Genomic DNA, 22,430 nt, shown 5'->3' with positions numbered 1-22,430 from the left:
ATTAAATTTGAAAAAATGGATATTGAAATATAAAGGTAAGATAGAGGAAAGTGAATTTAGCAAAAAACTTAATATTTCCCCGGAAATCTGCCAAATTTTAAAAAATAGAGGTATATGCACTGAAAAAGATTCAGAAATATTTATGAATCCATCATTAGAGTATTTAAGAGACCCTTTTTTGATGAAAGATATGCAAAAAGCTGTTGATAGAATAAAGTTGGCTATTGAGAAGAACGAAAAAATTTGGATTTATGGGGATTATGATGTTGATGGTGTGTCATCTACTTCTATTTTGTGTATATATTTTAAGAGTATAGGTTATCATGTTGATTACTATATTCCTAATAGATTAGAAGAAGGATATGGTATAAATGAGGAGGCTATTAAGCTTATAAGCTCTAGGGGATGTGACTTGATTATAAGTGTTGACTGTGGAATTACATCAGTATCTGAGGTCAATATAGCGAATGATTTAGGCATAGATGTTATAATCACAGACCATCATGAATGTCAGAATGAAATTCCATCAGCTTTTGCAGTAATAAATCCAAAACAAGAAGATTGTAACTATCCATTTGATTCACTATGTGGATGTGGTGTAGCATTTAAAATGATTCAAGCGTTGACTCCAAAAGAAGAATTTAAAACTAGTATGTATGATTATTTAGAAATAGTAACCTTGGCAACTATTTGTGATATTGTTCCACTTATAGATGAAAATAGAATAATTGTAAAAAATGGTTTAAAATCAATGGAAGAAGGCAAAAATATTGGATTAAGAGAACTTATAAAAGTTTGTGGTGTAGAAAGTGATAAAATAGGTTCTTCTCATATAGGTTTTGCAATAGGTCCTAGAATAAATGCTTCAGGTCGATTGGGATATTCTTACTTAGGAGTAGAGTTGTTTACTACTCAATCGCAAGAAGAGGCGGTAGAAATAGCTAATATATTAGAAGAAAAGAATAATGAAAGACAGATGATAGAGGCTAAGATGTATCATGAAGCTGAAGAAATCTTAAAGTCTAATAGTAGATATAATGATGATAAAGTTTTGGTTTTAGCCAAAGAAGGTTGGCAACATGGAATAATAGGAATTGTAGCATCAAAGCTAACCGAAAAATACTACAAACCGACGATTCTTTTAGGGATAGAACATGGAGAAGCTACTGGTTCAGCAAGGTCAATAAAAGGATTTAATATATTTGAAGCTCTTGTAAAGTGCAAAGACTTAATGAACAAATTTGGTGGTCATGAACAAGCAGCAGGGCTATCTTTAAACTCAGACAATGTTGAAGTTTTGGCTGATGAAATAAATAAGTTTGCAGATTATAATTTGACTGAAGATGATATGATAGAGAATATAAATGTTGAATTTGAATTACAAGAAAAGGTGATAAATTTAAATCTTGTAGAAGAATTACATAAGTTAGAACCTTTTGGATTAAATAATCCAAATCCTAGATTTATAGTTAGGAATTATATTTTAAAAGATTTAAGAATTATAGGTAAAAATCAACAGCATCTGAAATTAAGTATAGAAAAAGAAAAAAGCTATGAATGTATAGGATTCAATATGGGTCATTTAAAATCATTGTATGAAGTAGGAGACAAAGTAGATGTATTGTTCCAATTAGATGAAAATAACTATATGGGAAATAGGAAAGTACAATTTTTACTTAAAGATATAAGATTAGCTCGACCTAAAAATGCAAGTAATGACAAACTTTCACTAAAATTAATGTCAAAAATAATACCAAAAGATACACAAAACTTGTATAATATATCTGTATCTGACTTTGAATTATTTGATGGAAATACTGATATAAATATATTTGATTATTTTGAAAAAGGTACATTAATAATATCTAATTCTATAAATGGATTTTATAGAGCAGTGTCAGATATATCACTTATAGATTTAGATTTTAAGATAAATTACAATATTATTGAAGATATTAGCAAAAACACTGATAAATTAGAACTTATATTTTCTCCTAATATTGATAAAATAGACTTAAAAAGATATAATAATATTATTCTTTATGATTATTTATACAATAAAGGCGAATATTCGTATATATATGAGAATAAAAGAGAAGAAAGTGAAATTATAAAATATTATAATAAAACAGACCTATTATATTTAAAGAATGTAGTTAGTAATATAGTTCCATCAAGAGATGAATTTATAACAATTTATAAACAAGCACTCATAAAAAAAGAAATTGATTTGGATATGGTAAATATAAGGGGAACTTTTAATGTAATTCCATTAAAGTTTTTTACGATATTGAATGTATTTAGAGAATTAAAGTTACTTGATTTTAATTTAAATTATGAAAAAAATTCTGTACTCATAAGAATATTGCCAAAACCACAGAAAAAATTAGACTTAAATAAGAGTTTAATACTCAATAATCTAAAAAATTTAGAAAAACAATACAATAGCAGTTATTAGGAGGCGTTTCCCATGGATTTAAAAAACTTTATAAGGAATATTGATGATTTCCCAAAGCCAGGTATAGATTTTAAAGATGTTACAACTCTATTTAAAGATGGAGAGGCATTTAAATATGCAGTAGATTCTATAGTTGAAGAACTTAAAAATAAAGGTGTAGATTTAGTAATAGGACCAGAAGCGAGAGGGTTTTTGATGGGTACACCTGTAGCATATGCTTTAGGAGTAGGATTTGTTCCAATTAGAAAACCTGGAAAATTACCAGGAGAAGTTGAGAGTTATGAGTATGGCTTAGAGTATGGTACAGATACTTTAGAAATACATAAAGATGCAATTAAAAAAGGTCAAAAAGTGGCAATAGTAGACGATTTATTGGCTACTGGTGGAACTATGGAAGCTGCTGCTAAGCTTGTGGAAAAACTAGGTGGAGAAGTAGTTTCTATGCAATTTTTGATTGAACTAGAATTCTTAAAAGGGAGAAAAAAGTTATCTAACTATGATGTCAATTCTCTTATAAAATACTAGTATTTTTACAATAGTTGGTATAGCACCAACTATTTTCATATATATTAAAATTTTATACAAAATAGGTGGTTATATGCATGATAAAGAATTACAAGAAATAATTGAAAAAATAAAAGTTTATGCACCTAATGCAAATTTTGAAATGGTTGAAAAAGCCTATAATCTTGCAAAAAAAGCGCATGAAGGACAATATAGAAAATCTGGAGAGCCATATCTAATTCATCCATTAGCAGTAGCGAATATTTTAATAGAGATGGAATTAGATATTGAAACTATAACAGCTGGTTTACTTCATGATGTTGTAGAAGATACGGAATATACCTATGAAGACATAACAAAAGAATTTGGCAAAGAAGTGGCGGATTTAGTTGATGGAGTGACAAAACTTGGTCAAATAAAATATCGTTCAAAAGAAGAAACTCAATCTGAAAACTTAAGAAAAATGTTTTTGGCAATGGCAAAAGATATAAGGGTTATACTTATAAAACTTGCCGATAGATTGCACAATATGAGAACATTAAAATACATGCCCCCAGAAAAAGCAAAATATAAGGCAAAAGAGACTCTTGAAATCTATGGAGGTATAGCACACAGATTAGGTATTTCCAAGATAAAGTGGGAACTAGAAGACAGAGCATTAAGATTTATGGACCCAGAAGGGTATTATGATTTAGTGAATAGAGTGTCAATGAAGAGAAGTCAAAGAGAGGATTATATACAAGGGATTGTTGAACTTCTTAAAGATAAGTTTAAAGATTTAAGTATACCATGTGATGTATATGGTAGACCAAAGCATTTTTACAGTATTTATAGAAAGATGCAAAAAAAACATAAGACTTTTGAAGAGATTTTTGATTTAACAGCTGTAAGGATATTAGTTGATAATGTAAAGGATTGTTATGCAGTGCTTGGTATAGTTCATACATTATGGAGACCTATTCCAGGTAGATTTAAAGATTATATAGCAATGCCAAAACCAAATATGTACCAATCACTGCATACTACTGTTGTAGGTCCTGATGGAGAACCTTTAGAGATACAAATAAGGACTCATGAGATGCATAATATAGCTGAAAATGGTATTGCAGCCCATTGGAAGTATAAAGAAGGTATCTCTAGTAAAGAATCTAAGGTCGAAGAAAAACTTCAGTGGTTGAGACAGATGATGGAGTGGGAAAAAGATTTAAAAGACCCACAAGAGTTTATGGATGCACTTAAAGAAGATGTATTTAATAGTCAGGTTTATGTATTTACTCCAAAAGGAGATGTAATTGAATTACCAGCAGAATCAACACCTATAGATTTTGCATATAGAGTTCATACAAATGTAGGTAATAAATGTGTAGGAGCTAAAATTGATGGAAGAATAGTTCCTATTGATTATAAGCTTCAAAATGGTAATATTGTCGAGGTGCTTACATCATCTAACTCTAATGGACCAAGTAGAGATTGGCTTAATATAGTGAAGACCCCAAACGCAAAAAGTAGAATTAGACAATTTTTCAAAAAGGAAAGAAGAGAAGAAAATGTCGACCGTGGAAATACAATATTAGAAAGAGAATTTAAGAAGCATGATATACCACAAAAAGACCCTCTTGTCGAAAAATATATGGCATTAGTTGCTAAGAAATTTAATCAACCAAGTGTTGAGGATTTAGTTGCTACTGTAGGTTATGGTGGTATAATGTCATCTCAAGTTGTATCTAAAGTAAAAGACTTATATTTAAAAGAGATTAAAAAAGCTAAAAAAGAACAACAGACACAAGAGGAAGATTTGAATAAACACAATATAAGTGAAACAGAATACAGTAAAAGAAGAAAGAAAAATGCATCACAAGGGATTATAGTAAAAGGGCTTGACAATATCTTAGTAAGATTTGCTAAATGTTGTAATCCTCTTCCAGGAGATGAAATTGTAGGATATATTACTAAGGGTAGGGGAGTAGCCATACACAGAGCTGATTGCCCAAATGCAAATAATAATGGAGATTTCTTTCAGAATAGATTGGTGGAAGTTTCATGGAGTTCAGCAGGAAAAGGTAAGTTTGAAGCAGAGATTCAAATAAAAGCTATTGACAGAAGAGGAATTGTTAATGAAATAACTCATATTGTTGCAATGGATAAACTTAGTTTAAATGGAATAAATGCAAGAAAAGGTAAGGATAGTATTGTAAGTATAAACTTACTTGTAGAAGTTAATGACACAGAGGAATTAAAAATTCTAATGAAAAAATTAAAAGCAATTCCTGGTGTAGAAAGTATTTATAGAATGACAAATTAGAGTTAAAATAATAGGGAGGAAGCCATGAGAGCAGTAGTGCAGAGAGTATCTTCATCTAAAGTTACAGTAGATGAAAACACGATAGGTCAAATAAATAAGGGGTTACTAGTATTGTTAGGAGTGACTCATGATGATAAATCAAGTGATGTAGATTATATGATTGACAAAATATTGAATCTGAGAATTTTTGAAGATGAAAATGACAAGATGAATTTATCTCTAATGGATATAGGTGGAGAGCTTTTAGTAGTATCTCAATTTACTTTATACGGAGATTGCAGAAAAGGAAGAAGACCTGGATTTAGTAATGCAGCTAGACCAGAACTTGCAAATAGTCTTTATGAAGAGTTTGTAAAAAAGGCAAAAGATAAAGGCGTAACAGTTGGGACAGGTCAATTTGCAGCTCATATGATGGTAGAATTAACTAACGATGGTCCAGTAACAATACTATTAGACTCAAGTAAATCTTTTTAAGGGGGAAAACTTTAATGATTATAAAAAAATTTGTAGATACTTATTTTGGAGTAAATACTTATGTATTAGGTGATGAAAAGACTAAAAAATGTGCAGTTATAGACCCAGGTGGAAGTTTAGTAGATACATTAAGTTTTGTAAAAGAAAATGAATTAAATATCGAATATATAATCCTTACTCATGGGCATGGAGACCATATAGGATATGTTAAAGATATTAAAGAAAAAACTGGTGCTAAGGTAATTGCACATATTGATGAAAAAGAATTATTAAATGATAAAAATAAAAATTTAAGCTATACAATGAGATGTGGAGCACAGGAGTTTGATGCAGATATATATGTAAATGATAAAGACAAGCTTGAACTTGGTGAATTAAAAATGACTTTCTTGCATACTCCAGGGCATACACAAGGATGTATGTGTATAAGAGTTGAAGATGAATTGTTCACAGGAGATACTTTATTTGCTGGAAGCATTGGTAGAACTGACTTGTATAGTGGAGATTTTCATCAAATGGAAAAATCACTTAAGAAATTATGTAAATATGAAGATGCTATTAGAGTATATCCTGGACATGGGCCAGCTAGTACTCTAGGGGTTGAAAAGAAGACAAATCCTTATATGTAATTTTATAGTAGTATTAAATAATGTATCAAATATTTAATAACTGTATTAGAGAAGGGGTTCTTCTACTGTTAAATAGAAGGAGTTAAGTTGATGTTATATGTTTTTTTAAAAGGACACGATTATAAGTATGAAGTAGCAGAACTTATAAAATTGTTTACTAATGAATTTAAGTTTACTGACTCTGATAAATGTAGTAATAATATGGAGTCAATGTATTTAATAAATAGATTGATTTATGAAAATGGTGTATTGTCTTCAAGTACTGAGTGTTGTGAAGATGGAAACTTAAAGTATGAATCAATACAAAATATAGAAAATATGAATCTTGCATTTTTAAATGGATTTGATAATAGCAAATCAATTGAAGGTTTTTTGAATAAGTTAGATAATGAAAGTAAGAGAAACTTTAAAAAGTTATGTAAAGAAAGTATCAAAAAAAGCATGTTTATAGTGCTTAAACAAATGTTTAATTCTTATGTTCCATGGGGAATTTTGACTGGTATTAGACCAGTCAAAATTGTCCACAATCTAATGGATAAAAAGTTAGATGATAATAGCATAAGAACCATTCTAAAAGATAATTATTTTATAATAGATGAGAAAATAGATTTAGCTCTGGAAATCGCCAAAAAAGAGCGAGTATTTATGTATCCTATAGATAAAAATAAAATTTCTCTTTATGTAAGTATTCCATTTTGTCCAACTAGATGTGTATATTGTTCATTTCCTTCAAATTCATTAAAGCAATTTGGGCATTTAAAAAGAGAATATGTTTATAAATTGATTGAAGAAATTAGGGGTTTTGCCAAGCTTATCAAGGATACTAACAAAGAAATTGAAACTTTATATATTGGTGGAGGAACTCCTACTACATTGGATGAGGAAGAGTTGGACTTGCTTATAAATTCATTATTTAATGAATTAGATTTAACTAAAATTAAGGAATTTACTGTAGAAGCAGGTAGACCAGATACTATTACAGAGCAAAAACTAAAAGTATTGAAAAAACACAATGTAAGTAGAATTAGTATAAATCCTCAAACTATGAATGATGAGACTTTAGTTAAAATTGGTAGAGAACATAAAGTTTCTGATTTAGTAGACTGTTTTAATATGGCCCGTAGAATGGGATTTGATAATATAAACATGGATATAATTTTAGGTCTTATAGATGAGGACTTAGATATGGTGAAGAATACATTAGAAGAAATAAAAAAACTTTCTCCAGAAAGTCTTACAGTTCATACATTAGCTATAAAGAGAGCCTCCAACTTAAATATAAATATGGATATGTATAAAGAACACCTAACACAGTATGAAGAAATGGTAAAAATGATAGATTTATCAATGAAATACGCAAAAGATATGGGATTAAATCCATATTATATGTACAGACAAAAACATATGTTAGGAAATTTAGAGAATATAGGTTATGCTAAAGAAGGATATGAGTGCATTTATAATATACAGATTATGGAAGAAAAACAAAGTAACTATGCATTAGGTGCAGGTGCTATATCGAAATTTGTTTATGTAGATGAAGATAGAATTGAAAGAGTAGAAAATGTAAAAAATGTTGAACAGTACATTGAAAGAGTAGATGAAATGATAAAAAGGAAGAAAGAAGAGGTATATAAAAATGTTGACTAAAGCTCCTAGAGGAACTAAAGACATAACTCCAAAAGAGGCTTATAAATGGCGTTATGTAGAAAATAAATTTAGAGAAATATGTGCTTTATATGGATATGAAGAAATGGTAACACCTATATTTGAACATACAGAACTTTTTAAGAGAAGTGTTGGAGATACTACAGACATAGTTCAAAAAGAAATGTATTCTTTTAAAGATAAAGGTGATAGAGAAATCACTCTAAAGCCAGAAGGTACAGCTGGTGCAGTTAGAGCATTTATTGAGAATAAACTATACGCAGATACTCAACCAACTAAACTATTTTATGTTACACCTTGTTTTAGATATGAGAGACCACAAGCTGGTAGACAAAGACAATTTCATCAATTTGGTATAGAGGCACTTGGAAGTGATACACCTTCAATGGATGCTGAAATAATAGCATTAGCCGTTCAATTTTTTAATGAAGTTGGTTTAACTGACTTAGTGGTAAGTATAAATTCAGTTGGTTGCCCAGTTTGTAGAAAAAAATATAATAATTTATTAAAAGAATATCTTGATTCAAAAGCAAGTGTGTTATGTGAAACTTGTAATGAGAGAAAAGAAAAAAATCCAATGAGAGTTATAGATTGTAAAAATACTACATGTAAAGAAAACATTAAGGATATACCATTTATAGCAGACCACTTATGTGATGATTGTAAAACTCATTTTATGAAATTACAAGAATACTTAAAAGAGATGGATATAAACTTTGTAATTGACAAGACAATTGTTAGAGGCTTAGATTACTATAGAAAAACTGCTTTTGAAATTATATCTAATGATATAGGTGCACAAAGTACTGTATGTGGTGGAGGCAGATATGATGGTCTTGTTGAGCAACTAGGAGGTCCAAAAGGGATAAGCGGAATTGGATTTGCATTAGGTGTCGAAAGACTTTTACTTACGCTTGAAAGCAATGGAATTGAAATAGAAAATCCACAGTCTACAGATATATTTATAGTAACAATAGGTGAAGAAGCAAATACAAAAAGCTTTAAACTATTAAAAGAACTGAGAAAAAATCATATAAGTGCAGATAAAGACCATATAGAAAGAAGTGTCAAGGCGCAATTTAAATATTCAGATAAAATAAATTCAAAATTTACAATAGTAATTGGCGATGATGAACTTAAAAACGACACTGCAACATTAAAAAACATGAAAACATCAGAGCAAACTACTGTAAAATTAAGTACATTAGTTGAAGAATTAAAGCAAAAGCTGTAAAATAAGAAAGTATGATGTTTTGTGTATTAGATAAATATATAGCATTAAAATTAAATAAAATGGAGGTAGTATCTTGGAAACTTTAAAGGGTTTAAAGAGAACTCACTACTGTGGAGAGTTGAGAGAAAAAAACATAAATGAAGAAGTTGTACTTATGGGATGGGTACAGAAAAAAAGAAATTTAGGTGGTCTTGTATTTGTTGACTTAAGAGATACAAGTGGCTTATGTCAAATAGTTTTTGATACAGATGTAGATAAAGAAGCTTTTGAAAAAGCTGAAAAATTAGGGTCTGAATTTGTAATAGCTGTAAAAGGAAAAGTATGTGAAAGACAATCTAAAAACCCTAATATGCCAACTGGAGATATAGAAATATTTGCAACTGAACTTAGACTTTTAAACAAGTCAGAAACTCCACCTATTTATATAAAAGATGATGATGATGTTTCTGAAGCACTAAGATTAAAATATAGATACTTAGATTTAAGAAAACCATCTATGCAAAGAAATTTAAAATTAAGACATAAAGTAATGAATATTACAAGAAATTACTTATCAAACAATAGATTCTGCGAAATAGAAACACCATTTTTAATAGCTCCAACACCAGAAGGAGCAAGAGATTATCTTGTACCAAGTAGGGTTAACCCAGGAAAATTTTATGCATTACCACAATCACCACAATTATATAAACAATTATTGATGGTAAGTGGTATGGATAGATATTTCCAAATAGTTAAATGTTTTAGAGATGAAGATTTAAGAGCGGATAGACAACCAGAGTTTACACAAATAGACTGTGAAATGTCTTTTGTTGAGCAAGAAGATGTTATGAGCATGATTGAAGGTTTGCTTGAAGTGATATTTAAAGAAGTTTTAGATGTAGAGTTGACACTTCCGCTTCCTAAGATGACTTATGCAGAAGCTATGTCTAGATATGGTTCAGATAAACCAGATACTAGATTTGGATATGAATTAACAGACATATCTGATGTTGTTTGTAATTGTGGGTTTAAAGTGTTTGCTGATGCTACACAACCAGGAAAAAGTGTTAGGGGTATAAATGTAAAAGGAAAAGCTGATGATTTTACTAGAAAACAAATATCATCACTAGAAGAACATGCTAAGACATATAGAGCAAAAGGTCTTGCTTGGATGAAAGTAGGACAAGAGGAAGTAACTTCTCCAATAGCAAAATTCTTTAATGAAGAAGAAATGAATGCTATACTTACAAGAATGAATGCTGAAGTAGGAGATTTACTTTTATTTGTAGCTGATAAAAACTCAATAGTATTTGATGCTTTAGGGCAAGTTAGACTTGAAGTAGCAAATAGACTTAATCTACTAGATAAAAACGTCTATAATTTATTGTGGGTAACAGAATTCCCAGTTTTTGAGGAAGATGAAGAAACAGGTACGTTCTCAGCAATGCACCATCCATTTACATCACCTATGGATGAAGATTTAGATAAGCTAGAAGAAGGTGACAAGGCATCTTTGAGAGCTAAAGCTTATGATATTGTATTGAATGGTTATGAAATAGGTGGAGGCAGTGTTAGAATATCAAATTCTGATGTTCAATCAAAAATGTTTAAAGCACTTGGTTTTACAGAAGAAAGAGCTAATGAAAAGTTTGGTTATTTACTAGAAGCATTCAAATATGGGACTCCTCCTCATGCTGGACTAGCTTTTGGTCTTGATAGACTTGTTATGTTACTTGCAGGAGCCGATAATATAAGGGAGGTTATTGCTTTCCCTAAAAATCAAAATGCTGTTTGCCCTATGACAAATGCTCCAACATTAGCAGAAGTTGAGCAATTAGAAGAATTAAGTATAAAGGTCGATATAAAAGACAACGAATAATATGTAATTATTAAGAAGTTAAAATATAAAAAGTCTGGGTATAAAGTGTATTTATATTCAGATTTTTTTGTTTATTAAGACTGTCTTTATTTTTGCTCTTCTAGCCATATTTTAATATATTATCCTTATATTCTTGTCTAATATAATGAAAATACTATATTTAAGAATTTTATTATATATTAGTTTTTAAACATTATAATCGTTATAAAACTAGTTTTTAAAACAATTATAATGTTTTAATTAAAAGGTGTATATGTAAAAAATTTGGAATAAATCTAATATATGTTTTAATAGGTTAAATTAAAATAATAATTTTAGACTATTTATCTATCTATAACTTAAATTATATCAAATTGATAACAAACTAGATATTATACTTTTTTGTAGAGTAGAATTATAATTATATAAAGAAAAAATTCTACTAACAGTGAAAAAAAAGTAGAAAAAAGTAGAAATTGTTCTTTTATAAAGAAAGGGAGGGATAATATTGCAAGAGAGAGAAGAATTAGTTTTAAATCCAGTTCCAAAAGAGGAAAGAGTTGGATGGTTAGCCCCATTATTTAATATGCTTGGTTCTAACATAGCTATATCTGAACTAATGGTTGGAGGTACTTTAATTTTAGGAATGACTCTTTCTAATATGATTATTACATCAATTATAGGGAACTTAATATTAGTTGCAATCATTATGATACAAGGTTATATAGGTTACAAAGAGGGACTAAATACATACGTATTAGCTAAGGGGGCATTTGGAGAGATAGGAGGAAAGTATCTTATATCTCTATTACTTGGTATAACTAGTTTTGGATGGTTTGGTGTACAGGCAGGGGTTGCAGGATTATCAGTACAAAAGATATTCCCAAGTGTAAATCTAACACTAGTTACGGTTATACTTGGATTATTGATGGTAGTTTTTGCATTGTATGGTTTTAAAGCTATGGCTAAGTTTAATTACTTAGTTATACCACCACTTATAATATTAATGGTATGGGGAGTTTTTAAAGCTTTTTCCACTTATGGGGTCGAAGCTATTTACAACTATACTCCTCAAACAACAATGAGTATGGTTGAAGGTCTTAATATTGTAGTAGGTCTTATTATAGTTGGTGCAATTATATCACCTGACCAGTTAAGATATACGAGACGAGTAAAAGATATTTGGATTATTGGTTTTTTAGGTCTAGGGATTATTTCATTATTCCAGCAAGTTGCAGCTGGTGTAATGTCTATGGGAGCACCTACTTGGGATATAACCGAAGTATTGGCTAATTTAGGTTTTGGATGGGTAGCATTTGTCATTTTAATACTTGCATCTTGGTCAACTAATGTATCAAATGCTTATTCAGGTGGATTAGCACTAAAAACTATTTTTCCGAATGTAAAAAGAAATATTTTGACTTTAGCTGCAGGTCTAATAGGTACAATAATAGCAGCTACTGGTATAATATTTAAATTTCAATCATTTTTATCTTTCTTGGGAATCGCAGTTCCAGCCATAGCAGGAATTATGTGGTGTGAGTATTATTTTATACAAGGAAGAACTTATAAGCATAGAGATGGAATAAATTGGATTGCAGTAATAAGTTGGTTAATAGGTTTTGCAGCATCATATTATAGTTCAAAAATAAATTTCTTAATACCACCAATAAATGGAATTGTAGTGAGTATGATTATTTATTATATATCAATGAAATGCTTTGGAATCAAAAATAAATAAAGGGGGCAATGATATGGGTCGTAAGGTGAAAATAGGTATAATTCAACAACACAGTGTACTTGGAGATGTTAAAAAAAATATAGAAAAAGCAGTAGAGATGATAGATGATTTAGGAAAACAAGGGGCAGATATAATTTGTTTACCAGAATTATTTGCTACAGGATATAATTTAGAGTCTTTAGGTGGAGTTAAAACATTAGAATTAATAAGAGAGCATAACAAATACATAGAAGAATCAATGTCAGAAGCCGCTAAAAGAAATAATGTATACCTGATATCTCCGTATGGAACTTTAGAAAAAGGGTCTACACATGTTTATAATTCAGCAGTTATATTTGATAGAAAAGGTAAGATTATGGGAGAATACTGTAAAAATCACCTATGGTCATTAGAAGCAGTATACTTTAAAGTAGGGGAAAAAGTAGAGGTATATGATGCTGATTTTGGTAGATTTGGTGTAATGATATGTTATGATGCAGGTTTTCCAGAAGTATCTAGAGAATTGACATTAAAAGGTTCTGAAATAATATTTATACCATCTGCATGGAGAATACAGGATGAAGATATGTGGGATTTAAATGTATCTCAAAGAGCCTTAGAGAATACTATATACACAGTAGGTGTAAACTTAGTAAGTAATGATTCTAATTTAATACTGTTTGGGAAGAGTAAAATATGCAATCCTAGAGGCACTGTAATAACTCAATTAGATACATATAGAGAAAAATATGTCTTATCAGAGATTGATTTAGATGAACTAAAAAAGTATAGGGAAGATATCCCATATTTGAAAGACAGAAAAATCAGCTATAACATATAATTCTATGCTATAATACAAGTTTAATATAAAATAACAAGAAGAGGATGTATCAACATCAAGACTAAATTTATTGTAGTTGATATATCCTCTTTAATATTATCAGCTTTGATTTAAATATTTTTAAAATAGTTGATAAGAAAGTTTTTGAACAACAACACGGCTTTAGATTCATAGTTTTCACTGAACCATGAAAGATTTAAATATCTTTTAAATTCAATGTCTTTGATATGTAACAATTTAATTTCAGGGTCTTGAGATAATCCCCATGATTTTCCACATATAAACCCAACTCCTTGAAGTGATTTTATAAGAGCATAAATTGTATATGGTGAATCAGATTCAAATGCTATTTTGGGTTTGAAATTAGCTGATTCACATAGAATATCTATCACCTCTCTATAATTTTCACCCTTCGTTATAACTATAAAGTTTTCATCTGAAACTTCACTTAGATATACTTCATCCTTTAAGGATAAAGGGTGGTTTATTGAAACTCCTAATAATATTTCCTCGCATGTTAAAGTTATACTATTTTCTGATTTTAGTTTTGTAAATGAAGAAGATATGTACAAATCAAAATCACTTTTTTTATAAGATGATGGCAAAGTATGTGACACATTAAAAGTAATATTAGAGTATAGTTTTCTAAAATTACTCAAAAGTGGTGGTAGCACATTAGCCGCTGCAGGAGATAATATCTTTACTTCTCCTGTATTTTCTAAAGAAGTATCTTGTAATTCCTTTTTTGAACTTTCTACTAAATCTAAAATGATATCTACTCTTTTTAGAAACAATCTTCCATACTCATTTAAAACAATGTATCTCCCTTTTCTATCAAACAACTGAACTCCAAGTTCTTTTTCTAAGGACGAGATAGTTTTACTTAAAGCTGGTTGTGCTATATTTAATTTTTGTGATGCTTTTGTTATATGCTCCATTCTAGCGACAGTTTGAAAATACTTAAGATGCAATAAATCCATAATATAAAATACACCTCTTTTAATATAACCTAAGTTATATAGACTTGATAATTAATTATATATTATACATTATAATACAAAACTTGTATAATATATAATTAATTATCAAAAAGTTATTTAAATAGTTATTAATAAACTTTGCATAATCTAACTAATATAAGGAGATATTTAATATGAAGTTGACTAAGGAAATATTGGAGTATGCTCTAATAGGAGGTACAATTTTAGGTGGAGGAGGTGGAGGTGCAAGGGAAAGTGGAAGAGAGCTTGGAGAATGTGCTTTGGAATATGGATTTCCAGAGCTAATAAGTGTAGATAAATTACATGATGATGCAATTATTTTAAATGTATCAGCAGTAGGAGCTCCAGCTGCACCACTTAAGTATGCCGATAGCAATGATTATATAAATACAGTAAAAATTTTTGTTGATAAATTAGGATTAAATGTACAAGGTATTATTACAAATGAAAATGGAGGATGCGCAACGATTAATGGATGGCTTCAGTCTTCTGTACTTAAAATACCACTAATAGATGCTCCTTGTAATGGAAGAGCTCATCCAACAGGGCTTATGGGAAGTCTTGGATTGCATAGAGATAGAACATATAAGTCTTATCAAGCTGTGTCTGGAGGAAATCCAGAACTTGATAATCATGTAGAGGGGCTTGTAGAGGGGTCTTTAGATAAGACTTCGGGAATTGTTAGACAATGTGCTGTAGCTGCAGAAGGATTAGTAGCAGTGGCTAGAAATCCTGTAAAAGCTTCTATTGTAAAAGAAAATGCTGCGATAGGAGGCATAAGTCATGCTATAGATTTGGGAAGAGTATTTTACTTAGGTTTAGCAATATCAAAAGATGAGGCAATAAATAAAGTTGTGGAATTTTTGGATGGAGAGATAGTATCAGAAGGGGTAATAGAAGTTTTAGAGTTGGAAACTACAGGTGGGTTTGATGTAGGTAAATTGACTGTAAACGGTTGCGAGGTAACTTTTTGGAATGAATATATGACAATAGAAAAAGATAATAGTAGAATTGCAACGTTTCCAGATTTAATTATGACTTTCGATAAAAATACGAACATGCCTGTTACATCAGCAGAAATTAGAGAAGGACAAGAGATAATTTTAATAAAAACTTCTAAAGAAAATTTAAAGCTTTCAACAACGATGAAACAGGAAGAACTGCTAAAAGATGTAGAGGATATATTAGATAAAGAGATAATTGCATTTAATTAATGTATATAGTAGTTTAATTGCTTGAAGCATTAGAATTAATTAAATTTAAAAAAGTAGAGAACCTATAAACATGTACTTAGTAAAAAATTTATAAAATATAAATAAAAAAATAATAAAATGTTTGTACCAATATAAATATTACAGGAAAATTACAAACAAAAGAAACTAAAATTGGATGGTGAGCAAATATGATGTTGAAACAAATTTTAGAAGTTTATGATATTGTTGATAGTGCAGAAGTTGATGGGGAATGTGTAAAAAAATATTTAGAAAGTTATGGCGGAAAAGATATATTAGTAAAAACTTTGAGTACAGAAAAAGGTTCTACTGATTTAGTAAAGTTCACAATACCTGGTAAAAATGGAAAATCCTCAGGAGGAACGGCTAAGACACTAGGTGTGTTAGGAAGATTAGGAGGGATTGGAGCCAGACCTGAAATGATAGGTATGGTTTCAGATGCTGACGGTGCTTTAGTAGCAATAGCAGTTGGAGCAAAACTATTAGATATGCAAAATAAGATGGATTTTCTTGAGGGAGATGTAGTAGTTTCAACTCATATATGTCCAGATGCACCTACTAAAGAACATAAGCCAGTTCCGTTTATGGATTCTCCAATTGATATGAAGACCATGAATGAAAACGAAGTTGATTTAAACTGTGATGCCATATTATCAATAGATACAACTAAAGGAAATAGAGTGATAAATACAAGAGGATTTGCTATATCACCTACAATAAAAGAAGGATATATACTAAAAACAAGCAATGATTTATTAGATATAATGCAGACCACTACAGGAAAACTTCCTTATGTGTTTCCTGTGTCAATACAAGATATAACTCCATATGGAAATGATTTATATCATATAAATAGTATTCTTCAGCCATCTGTAGCTACAAAAGCACCTGTAGTAGGTGTAGCTATAACAACTGAAACGACAGTTGCAGGTTGTGCAACTGGAGCAAGTAACTATTCTGATTTAGAAAGTGCAGGTAGATTTGTTGTTGAAGTAGCAAAGAACTATGGTAATGGAAAGTGCGAGTTTTATGATGAGTCTGAATGGAGTATTTTGATGAAGAGGTATGGAAGCTTAAACAAGTTCCAAACTTTTGGTAAAGAATAAGGTTGTACTTTATTAATGTTTTAGAATAGTCAATATGACTTAGATTTTTAAATAAATTTGTAGAACAATAAAGAGAACTTTTAATGTACAGAGAAATCTCTTTATTGTTCTATAATATTGTATTTAATAATTATTTCTATTTTGATAACTTAATTCTAGGATTTATTACTATGGATATTACCAACATACAAACACTTAAAATCCAATGCCTAATTCCAAATTTAGATATTAATAAATTCAATCCTGCTATAGTAAATAAGCAATATTTCATTATAATTAAAAGTATGTTTATAGAAATTCCTTTCATAGAAAGTATTCTAAATCCAATGAGAGACATTCTAAGTCCTATAAATGCCAACAATATACCTGTAATATCTTGAATTAAGTAATAGTATTCAAATTTCATATTCAATCAACTCTTCTCTTAACAGTGTCAAATATCTCTAACTCTTCAATTTCATCATCTGTATATGTAAGCATAGTAAATCCAGTTACACCATAAATAAATGAAATTATAGGAGTAATCCAACTTAAGAAACAATATGGAATAAATTCTAGTGGGCTTACACCAAGAGTCTGAGCACAGAAAACAGCATTTGAATTCCATGGTATTAATGGACCACCAAGTGTAGCTGTATCTTCTATAATTCTAGATAGATTTTGTGGTTTTAATTTAAATTCTTTATATATTGGAGACATTAAAGTTCCGACAAATACAGAAGTAAACATCATTGATGAACTAAATGCATTTGCAAAGTAACTTACTATAAAAGTAGACCCAACCAATTTAGTTCTTGATTTTCCTATTTTAGTTATAAGAGGTTGAAGTAGTACTTCTAAGAAGCCGGTTTTTTGGAGAATACCAGCAATAACGAAAACTACAAATACTAGTAAAACGGTTTCAGCCATACTCATTATTCCACCACGATTTAATAGTTTGTCAGCATACACAAATCCAGTATCTATAGTAAATCCTGATAACATGTAATTCAAAACATCACCTATTTTTTCTCCTTCTTGAAATACAGCTATAATAAGTCCCATGATAGCTGAGCTTAGTATAGATATAATAGGTGGTTTTTGTAATAATAAAAGCAATAATAAAAATAATATTGGAATCATTGCTACTAAACCAATATGAAAGTTTGAATTTAATACATCTTTGATTTGATTTATTTGAACATAGTCGATAGTATTATTTGAATACTTGAATCCGATTACTGTATACAGAACTATACATATTGCATATGCAGGTCCTGTTGTGTAAACCATGTGCTTCATATGTGTAATTACGTCTGTCTTACAAACTGCTGCAGCTAAGTTTGTAGAATCTGATAGAGGTGACATCTTATCTCCAAAGAAAGCACCAGAAATGACTGCACCAGCTGTTAAACCAAGAGGAATACCCATGCTAGTACCAATACTCATCATTGCTATACCAGAAGTTCCAAGAGTACCCCAAGATGTACCAGTAGCAACAGAAGTCAGTGAACAGACTATTAATGTTGTAAGTAGAAAATATTTAGGTGTTATTATTGTTAGACCACTATATACTACTGTTGGTATTGTACCAGCAGCTATCCAAGCTGCTATTAGTACACCAACAGAAAGTATAATTAAATTTGATTGAAAGGCATCTTTACCAACTTCAAATCCAAAAGCTTCTATTTCATCATTAGTATAACCAAGCTTCATAGCTGCAGGAACTACTATAAGCCATGAAAGTAAAAACATTGTAGTTATAGAAGCATTAAATACAACTATACCAACTGATGTTAAAGCTATTATTGCAAGCATTACTAACAAGGAATATCTAAATGAAGGTATTTTTCTTTCTGTATCCATTTTCATAGTACAAATTCTCCTTAAATATTTTTAGTTAATTGCATTTTTTATTCTTATAAGAGCTTCTTCAAGCATACTTCTTGGACAAGCTAAGTTTATTCTTTGATACCCACTCCCTCCAATGCCAAAACTGTTTCCTTGATTTAAAGCAACCTTCCCCTTTTTTACAAGTATACTTTCTAGTTCTTCATCACTTAATCCAAGTGCACTAAAGTCTACCCATAATAAATAAGTACCTTCTGGTTTTCTAACTTTAAGTTTTGGCATATTTTCATTTATATATTTTATAGCAAAATCTATGTTAGATTCTAAATATTCCAAAAATGATTCTAACCAAGGTTCACCATTATTATATGAAGCTTCTGTTGCAACTAAGCTAAAGCAATTATTTCTCTTTATATCAATTCTAGTAAAGGCATCGTCTAACAATTTATAGTCTTTTTCATCTGGTAGTACTACATATGATGATTGCAGACCAGCTATATTAAAAGTTTTAGTTGGAGCCATACAAGTAATTGTATTTTTTTCAAATTCTTTAGAAATAGATGCCATAGGAATGTGTTTATGTTTTTTTAATATAATGTCACTGTGTATTTCATCAGATATTATTTTTACATTATGCTTAAGGCAAATATCTCCTAGTTTTTTTAATTCATCTTTTGTCCATACTCTACCAACTGGATTGTGGGGATTACAAAGTATGAATAATTTTACATCTTTAATTTTGTTTTCAATGTCTTCATAATTCATTACATAGTTTCCATCTTCTAGTTTTTGTAATGGGCTTATAACCAATTCTCTACTATTATTTTTTACAACACTATTAAAAGGGCTGTAAACTGGTTCTTGTATCATTATTTTATCGTTTTCTTTTGTAAGTTCGTTTATTAAAAGACTTATGGCTGGTATTACACCTGGACTATAAATTAACCACTCACTTTTTATTTTCCAATTATGTCTTCTATCTAGCCAATTCACTATAGATTCATTGTAAGAATCTGGTCTTGTTGTATAGCCATAAATCTCTTGTTCCAGTCTATTTCTTAAGGAATCAATTATACAAGGTGCGGCTTTAAAATCCATGTCAGCTACCCACATAGGAAGCAAATCATTAGTTCCATACTTTTTTTCCATCTCTGACCATTTAGATGAAAAATTATTGCTTCTATCAACAATTTCGTTAAAATTATAATTCATTATAAAAACCTCCAGTAATTTTAAATTTTATGTTAATAATATTAAGCAAACAACATGCCAAGATTGATAATAAAAAATATTTATCCATAAGTTAATATGTAATACTAAGTAATTCCAGAGTATAGATAAGATAAAAATATTAACTATATTTAGAAGTTTGTGGAAAAGGTTATTTCTAATAAATTTTCAGATATATGAAAATGTAATTAAATAGGTTTAAATGGTTCAACTGTTTAACTTGTTAGACCTATTTATATTTTTTAGAAATTCAACTCCTTTTGGTGTTATAATTGAGCCACCACGACCAACAAGTATGTCAACAAGTCCAAAGTCTTGTAATTCTAGAAGTATATTTCTAATCTGTTGTTCCGTCAAAAATCTATTTTCCTCTAAAGCTATTTTATATAAGCTTTTTCTGCCAATTCTTTCTTTTAAATCATAAGCTTTTTTTAAATTATCCAATATAAATATGTATTCATCTAGAGACCTTTTAAAATTATAGTCGTGTTTTATAAAGTTTTTTTCTTTGTTAATGTTGAATTGGTACTTTCCTATATTATCAGTCACTTTATTACAGATAGTTCTGCTATAATTTGAATCTATGGTATCCAATATGTACTCAGGCAAATCACATATTTCTATAATATCTTTTCCCAAGTAACAGAAGTATTCTCCTAAGTTTCTTAATTCTCTTACATTTCCTTCCCATTTATACATTTTAAAGATTTCTTTTACTTCTTCACTTAGACTAAAATTACATGGAATATCATATTTTAATGAGCCAAAAATTTCAAATATATCAACAGGTCTTTCTCTAAGAGGATGTATTTTAAGAGGAAGAACATTCAACCTAAAATATAAATCTCTTCTAAACATATTTCTAGATACAAGTTCCTTTAAATTTCTATTAGTAGCTGCAATTATTCTTACATCAATATCAATGACATTATTAGAACCAATACGTCTTACTTGTTTTTCTTGTATGACTCTCAGTAATTTAGATTGAGAGTTTAAATCCATTTCTCCAATTTCATCTAAAAATATAGTTCCATTGTTAGCTAATTCAAATAAACCAATTTTTCCACCTTTTTTAGCACCAGTAAAAGCACCTTCATCGTAGCCAAATAATTCACTTTGCAGTAGATTTTCTTGAAAAGTACTACAATTTACTGCTACAAAAGGTCCATCTTTTCTCCTAGAAGCACTATGAATGGATTGAGCAAATAATTCTTTACCAGTACCACTTTCACCAATTATCAAAATAGATGAGTTTGATTGAGCCATTTTATTAGCAATTTTTTTTGTATTAATAGTTTGTATACTAGAACCTAATATGTCATCAAATGTATATTTACTGATATTACCAGAGTTTACCAATTGTGCTCTTAACTTAGCTTGCTTTTTTTCTAATTGAGAGAACCTTGTCATCTTTAGTATAAATCCATCAAATACATTTAATTGTATGTGTTTAATCTCTAAATTTATATCAATATGATTTATTTTAATCAATTTCTCAAAAAATGGAGTTTTATTGGTCAATATGTTTTGGAAATTGATGTCCTTTATACAATCACCAATGAATGAGTCAATCATTTCATTTGCATTTATAGATAAAATTTTTCTAGCCATATGGTTATAGAATTGAATTATCCCATAATTATTTGTGCATATAATTCCATCATCAATTATAGATAATAATAAATCAAACTGTCTTTCAAATTTATTTGCATCTAATAATAATTCGCCTGTACTATAACTTGTAGGAATTATTTTCTCAACGTATTTTTTTATTAAGTCATCCTTTATTAGATGTTTTAGTTTAGTTTTTGTAGCAATTTCAACAATACAACTTAAATCTATTATTCTGTATTTTAAGTCTATAACTTCACAATTTTTAAATTTAGGTAATATTTTTTCACCAGGAGTCAGGATTACAGCATCTGTGGGAGTAAATTCAATCTCTGGATAGCAAGGCAAGATATTGATATTATCTATTCCTAGTCTATGTATTAAAGAAATTGTTTCTATTGCCATATCCTTACTTAAGTTATATACATAAATAATTTTATCTTTTTCTAATTTAGATATCATATCAATACTGTTCTTTTCAAATGTTAACTTAGGAACAATAATTTGAGCATCATAGTGAGATAATTTTACTATTTCATCATACTTTAAATAAGCAGATAGGAGTATCAGTTTTTCTTTAAAAAACTTTAAATTTCCCTCTTCAAATGAGTATAAGTTTATTTTTAGATTATCACCTAAGAATTGTCTTATTTGGTTTTCATAAATTTCTCCAGCATCTTTTTTTAAACTTACAATAGCTAATTCCATTTGTTTCATTTTGACCTCTCATATAAATTTGACTTATTTTAG

General features: G+C 29.3%; 17 protein-coding genes. 12 read left to right on the top strand and 5 right to left on the bottom strand.

The features are described 5' to 3' along the window. Positions 1-7 precede the first annotated feature (7 nt). The 10 genes from recJ to IR152_RS14260 all read left to right on the top strand — a co-directional run bounded on the left by recJ (position 8) and on the right by IR152_RS14260 (position 13,670). Positions 8-2,458, top strand: coding sequence for a single-stranded-DNA-specific exonuclease RecJ (gene recJ / locus IR152_RS14305; protein ID WP_227452614.1), 2,451 nt, complete (start codon positions 8-10; stop codon positions 2,456-2,458). A 12-nt stretch (positions 2,459-2,470) separates the two neighbouring features. After that, positions 2,471-2,983 carry an adenine phosphoribosyltransferase gene (locus IR152_RS14300; protein WP_227452613.1) on the top strand — a complete coding sequence of 171 codons (513 nt, stop codon included), beginning with the start codon at positions 2,471-2,473 and terminating at the stop codon, positions 2,981-2,983. 73 nt (positions 2,984-3,056) lie between these two features. After that, a complete protein-coding gene (locus IR152_RS14295) occupies positions 3,057-5,264 on the top strand; it encodes a RelA/SpoT family protein (RefSeq protein WP_227452612.1) in 2,208 nt (735 codons plus the stop codon). A 24-nt stretch (positions 5,265-5,288) separates the two neighbouring features. After that, positions 5,289-5,738, top strand: coding sequence for a D-aminoacyl-tRNA deacylase (gene dtd / locus IR152_RS14290; protein WP_022617351.1), 450 nt, complete (start codon positions 5,289-5,291; stop codon positions 5,736-5,738). A gap of 14 nt (positions 5,739-5,752) precedes the next feature. After that, entirely contained in the window at positions 5,753-6,367 is a 615-nt protein-coding gene (locus tag IR152_RS14285) for an MBL fold metallo-hydrolase (RefSeq protein ID WP_227452611.1), read from the top strand. Positions 6,368-6,457: 90 nt separating this feature from the next. Beyond that, positions 6,458-8,017, top strand: coding sequence for a coproporphyrinogen III oxidase (locus tag IR152_RS14280; RefSeq protein WP_227452610.1), 1,560 nt, complete (start codon positions 6,458-6,460; stop codon positions 8,015-8,017). After that, positions 8,007-9,269, top strand: a complete 1,263-nt coding sequence (gene hisS, locus IR152_RS14275) for a histidine--tRNA ligase (protein WP_227452609.1) — start codon at positions 8,007-8,009, stop codon at positions 9,267-9,269. Before IR152_RS14280 ends, hisS begins: the two co-directional genes overlap by 11 nt. A 73-nt stretch (positions 9,270-9,342) precedes the next feature. Continuing rightward, a complete protein-coding gene (gene aspS, locus IR152_RS14270) occupies positions 9,343-11,130 on the top strand; it encodes an aspartate--tRNA ligase (protein ID WP_227452608.1) in 1,788 nt (595 codons plus the stop codon). 487 nt (positions 11,131-11,617) lie between these two features. Further along, complete coding sequence (locus IR152_RS14265; RefSeq protein ID WP_227452607.1) at positions 11,618-12,850, top strand: cytosine permease; 1,233 nt, start codon at positions 11,618-11,620, stop codon at positions 12,848-12,850. A gap of 13 nt (positions 12,851-12,863) precedes the next feature. Then, positions 12,864-13,670 carry a nitrilase-related carbon-nitrogen hydrolase gene (locus IR152_RS14260; RefSeq protein WP_227452606.1) on the top strand — a complete coding sequence of 269 codons (807 nt, stop codon included), beginning with the start codon at positions 12,864-12,866 and terminating at the stop codon, positions 13,668-13,670. Between the two features lie 110 nt (positions 13,671-13,780). Here IR152_RS14260 and IR152_RS14255 read toward each other — a convergent pair whose 3' ends face one another. Further along, complete coding sequence (locus tag IR152_RS14255; RefSeq protein WP_227452605.1) at positions 13,781-14,650, bottom strand: LysR family transcriptional regulator; 870 nt, start codon at positions 14,648-14,650, stop codon at positions 13,781-13,783. A 173-nt stretch (positions 14,651-14,823) separates the two neighbouring features. Here IR152_RS14255 and IR152_RS14250 point away from each other — a divergent pair, with 173 nt between their 5' ends. Both IR152_RS14250 and IR152_RS14245 read left to right on the top strand, forming a co-directional pair. Continuing rightward, positions 14,824-15,885, top strand: coding sequence for a DUF917 domain-containing protein (locus IR152_RS14250; protein WP_227452604.1), 1,062 nt, complete (start codon positions 14,824-14,826; stop codon positions 15,883-15,885). Between the two features lie 188 nt (positions 15,886-16,073). Continuing rightward, on the top strand, positions 16,074-17,009 hold the full coding sequence (locus IR152_RS14245) for a DUF1177 domain-containing protein (RefSeq protein ID WP_227452603.1): 936 nt from the start codon (positions 16,074-16,076) through the stop codon (positions 17,007-17,009). 136 nt (positions 17,010-17,145) lie between these two features. Here IR152_RS14245 and IR152_RS14240 read toward each other — a convergent pair whose 3' ends face one another. From IR152_RS14240 to IR152_RS14225, 4 genes are all read right to left on the bottom strand, one after another. Continuing rightward, positions 17,146-17,415, bottom strand: a complete 270-nt coding sequence (locus IR152_RS14240) for a hypothetical protein (RefSeq protein WP_227452602.1) — start codon at positions 17,413-17,415, stop codon at positions 17,146-17,148. Positions 17,416-17,417: 2 nt separating this feature from the next. Continuing rightward, positions 17,418-18,860 (bottom strand): Na+/H+ antiporter NhaC, encoded by a 1,443-nt coding sequence (gene nhaC / locus IR152_RS14235; protein ID WP_227452601.1) that lies wholly within the window; start codon positions 18,858-18,860, stop codon positions 17,418-17,420. Positions 18,861-18,884: 24 nt separating this feature from the next. Next, positions 18,885-20,051 carry a MalY/PatB family protein gene (locus tag IR152_RS14230; RefSeq protein WP_227452600.1) on the bottom strand — a complete coding sequence of 389 codons (1,167 nt, stop codon included), beginning with the start codon at positions 20,049-20,051 and terminating at the stop codon, positions 18,885-18,887. Positions 20,052-20,276: 225 nt separating this feature from the next. Beyond that, the gene (locus IR152_RS14225) at positions 20,277-22,397 is read right to left on the bottom strand and encodes a sigma-54 interaction domain-containing protein (RefSeq protein WP_227452599.1); all 2,121 of its coding nucleotides are present in this window, start codon (positions 22,395-22,397) and stop codon (positions 20,277-20,279) included. Positions 22,398-22,430 lie beyond the last annotated feature (33 nt).

The organism is Clostridioides sp. ES-S-0108-01 (assembly GCF_020662285.1).
In the GTDB taxonomy this organism is placed as follows: domain Bacteria; phylum Bacillota; class Clostridia; order Peptostreptococcales; family Peptostreptococcaceae; genus Clostridioides.
The sequence above is the reverse complement of the archived record's forward strand: the minus strand, read 5'-3'. Positions and strand labels throughout refer to the sequence as shown.

Bases quoted from the DNA above. Each gene is read 5' to 3' on its own strand.
- IR152_RS14295 (WP_227452612.1), top strand. From the start codon at position 3,057: ATGCATGATAAAGAATTACAAGAAATAATTGAAAAAATAAAAGTTTAT.
- hisS (WP_227452609.1), top strand. From the start codon at position 8,007: ATGTTGACTAAAGCTCCTAGAGGAACTAAAGACATAACTCCAAAAGAG.
- nhaC (WP_227452601.1), bottom strand. From the start codon at position 18,860: ATGAAAATGGATACAGAAAGAAAAATACCTTCATTTAGATATTCCTTG.
- IR152_RS14260 (WP_227452606.1), top strand. From the start codon at position 12,864: ATGGGTCGTAAGGTGAAAATAGGTATAATTCAACAACACAGTGTACTT.
- IR152_RS14255 (WP_227452605.1), bottom strand. From the start codon at position 14,650: ATGGATTTATTGCATCTTAAGTATTTTCAAACTGTCGCTAGAATGGAG.
- IR152_RS14285 (WP_227452611.1), top strand. From the start codon at position 5,753: ATGATTATAAAAAAATTTGTAGATACTTATTTTGGAGTAAATACTTAT.
- IR152_RS14300 (WP_227452613.1), top strand. From the start codon at position 2,471: ATGGATTTAAAAAACTTTATAAGGAATATTGATGATTTCCCAAAGCCA.
- IR152_RS14250 (WP_227452604.1), top strand. From the start codon at position 14,824: ATGAAGTTGACTAAGGAAATATTGGAGTATGCTCTAATAGGAGGTACA.
- IR152_RS14280 (WP_227452610.1), top strand. From the start codon at position 6,458: ATGTTATATGTTTTTTTAAAAGGACACGATTATAAGTATGAAGTAGCA.
- dtd (WP_022617351.1), top strand. From the start codon at position 5,289: ATGAGAGCAGTAGTGCAGAGAGTATCTTCATCTAAAGTTACAGTAGAT.
- IR152_RS14245 (WP_227452603.1), top strand. From the start codon at position 16,074: ATGATGTTGAAACAAATTTTAGAAGTTTATGATATTGTTGATAGTGCA.
- IR152_RS14240 (WP_227452602.1), bottom strand. From the start codon at position 17,415: ATGAAATTTGAATACTATTACTTAATTCAAGATATTACAGGTATATTG.
- IR152_RS14230 (WP_227452600.1), bottom strand. From the start codon at position 20,051: ATGAATTATAATTTTAACGAAATTGTTGATAGAAGCAATAATTTTTCA.
- IR152_RS14225 (WP_227452599.1), bottom strand. From the start codon at position 22,397: ATGAAACAAATGGAATTAGCTATTGTAAGTTTAAAAAAAGATGCTGGA.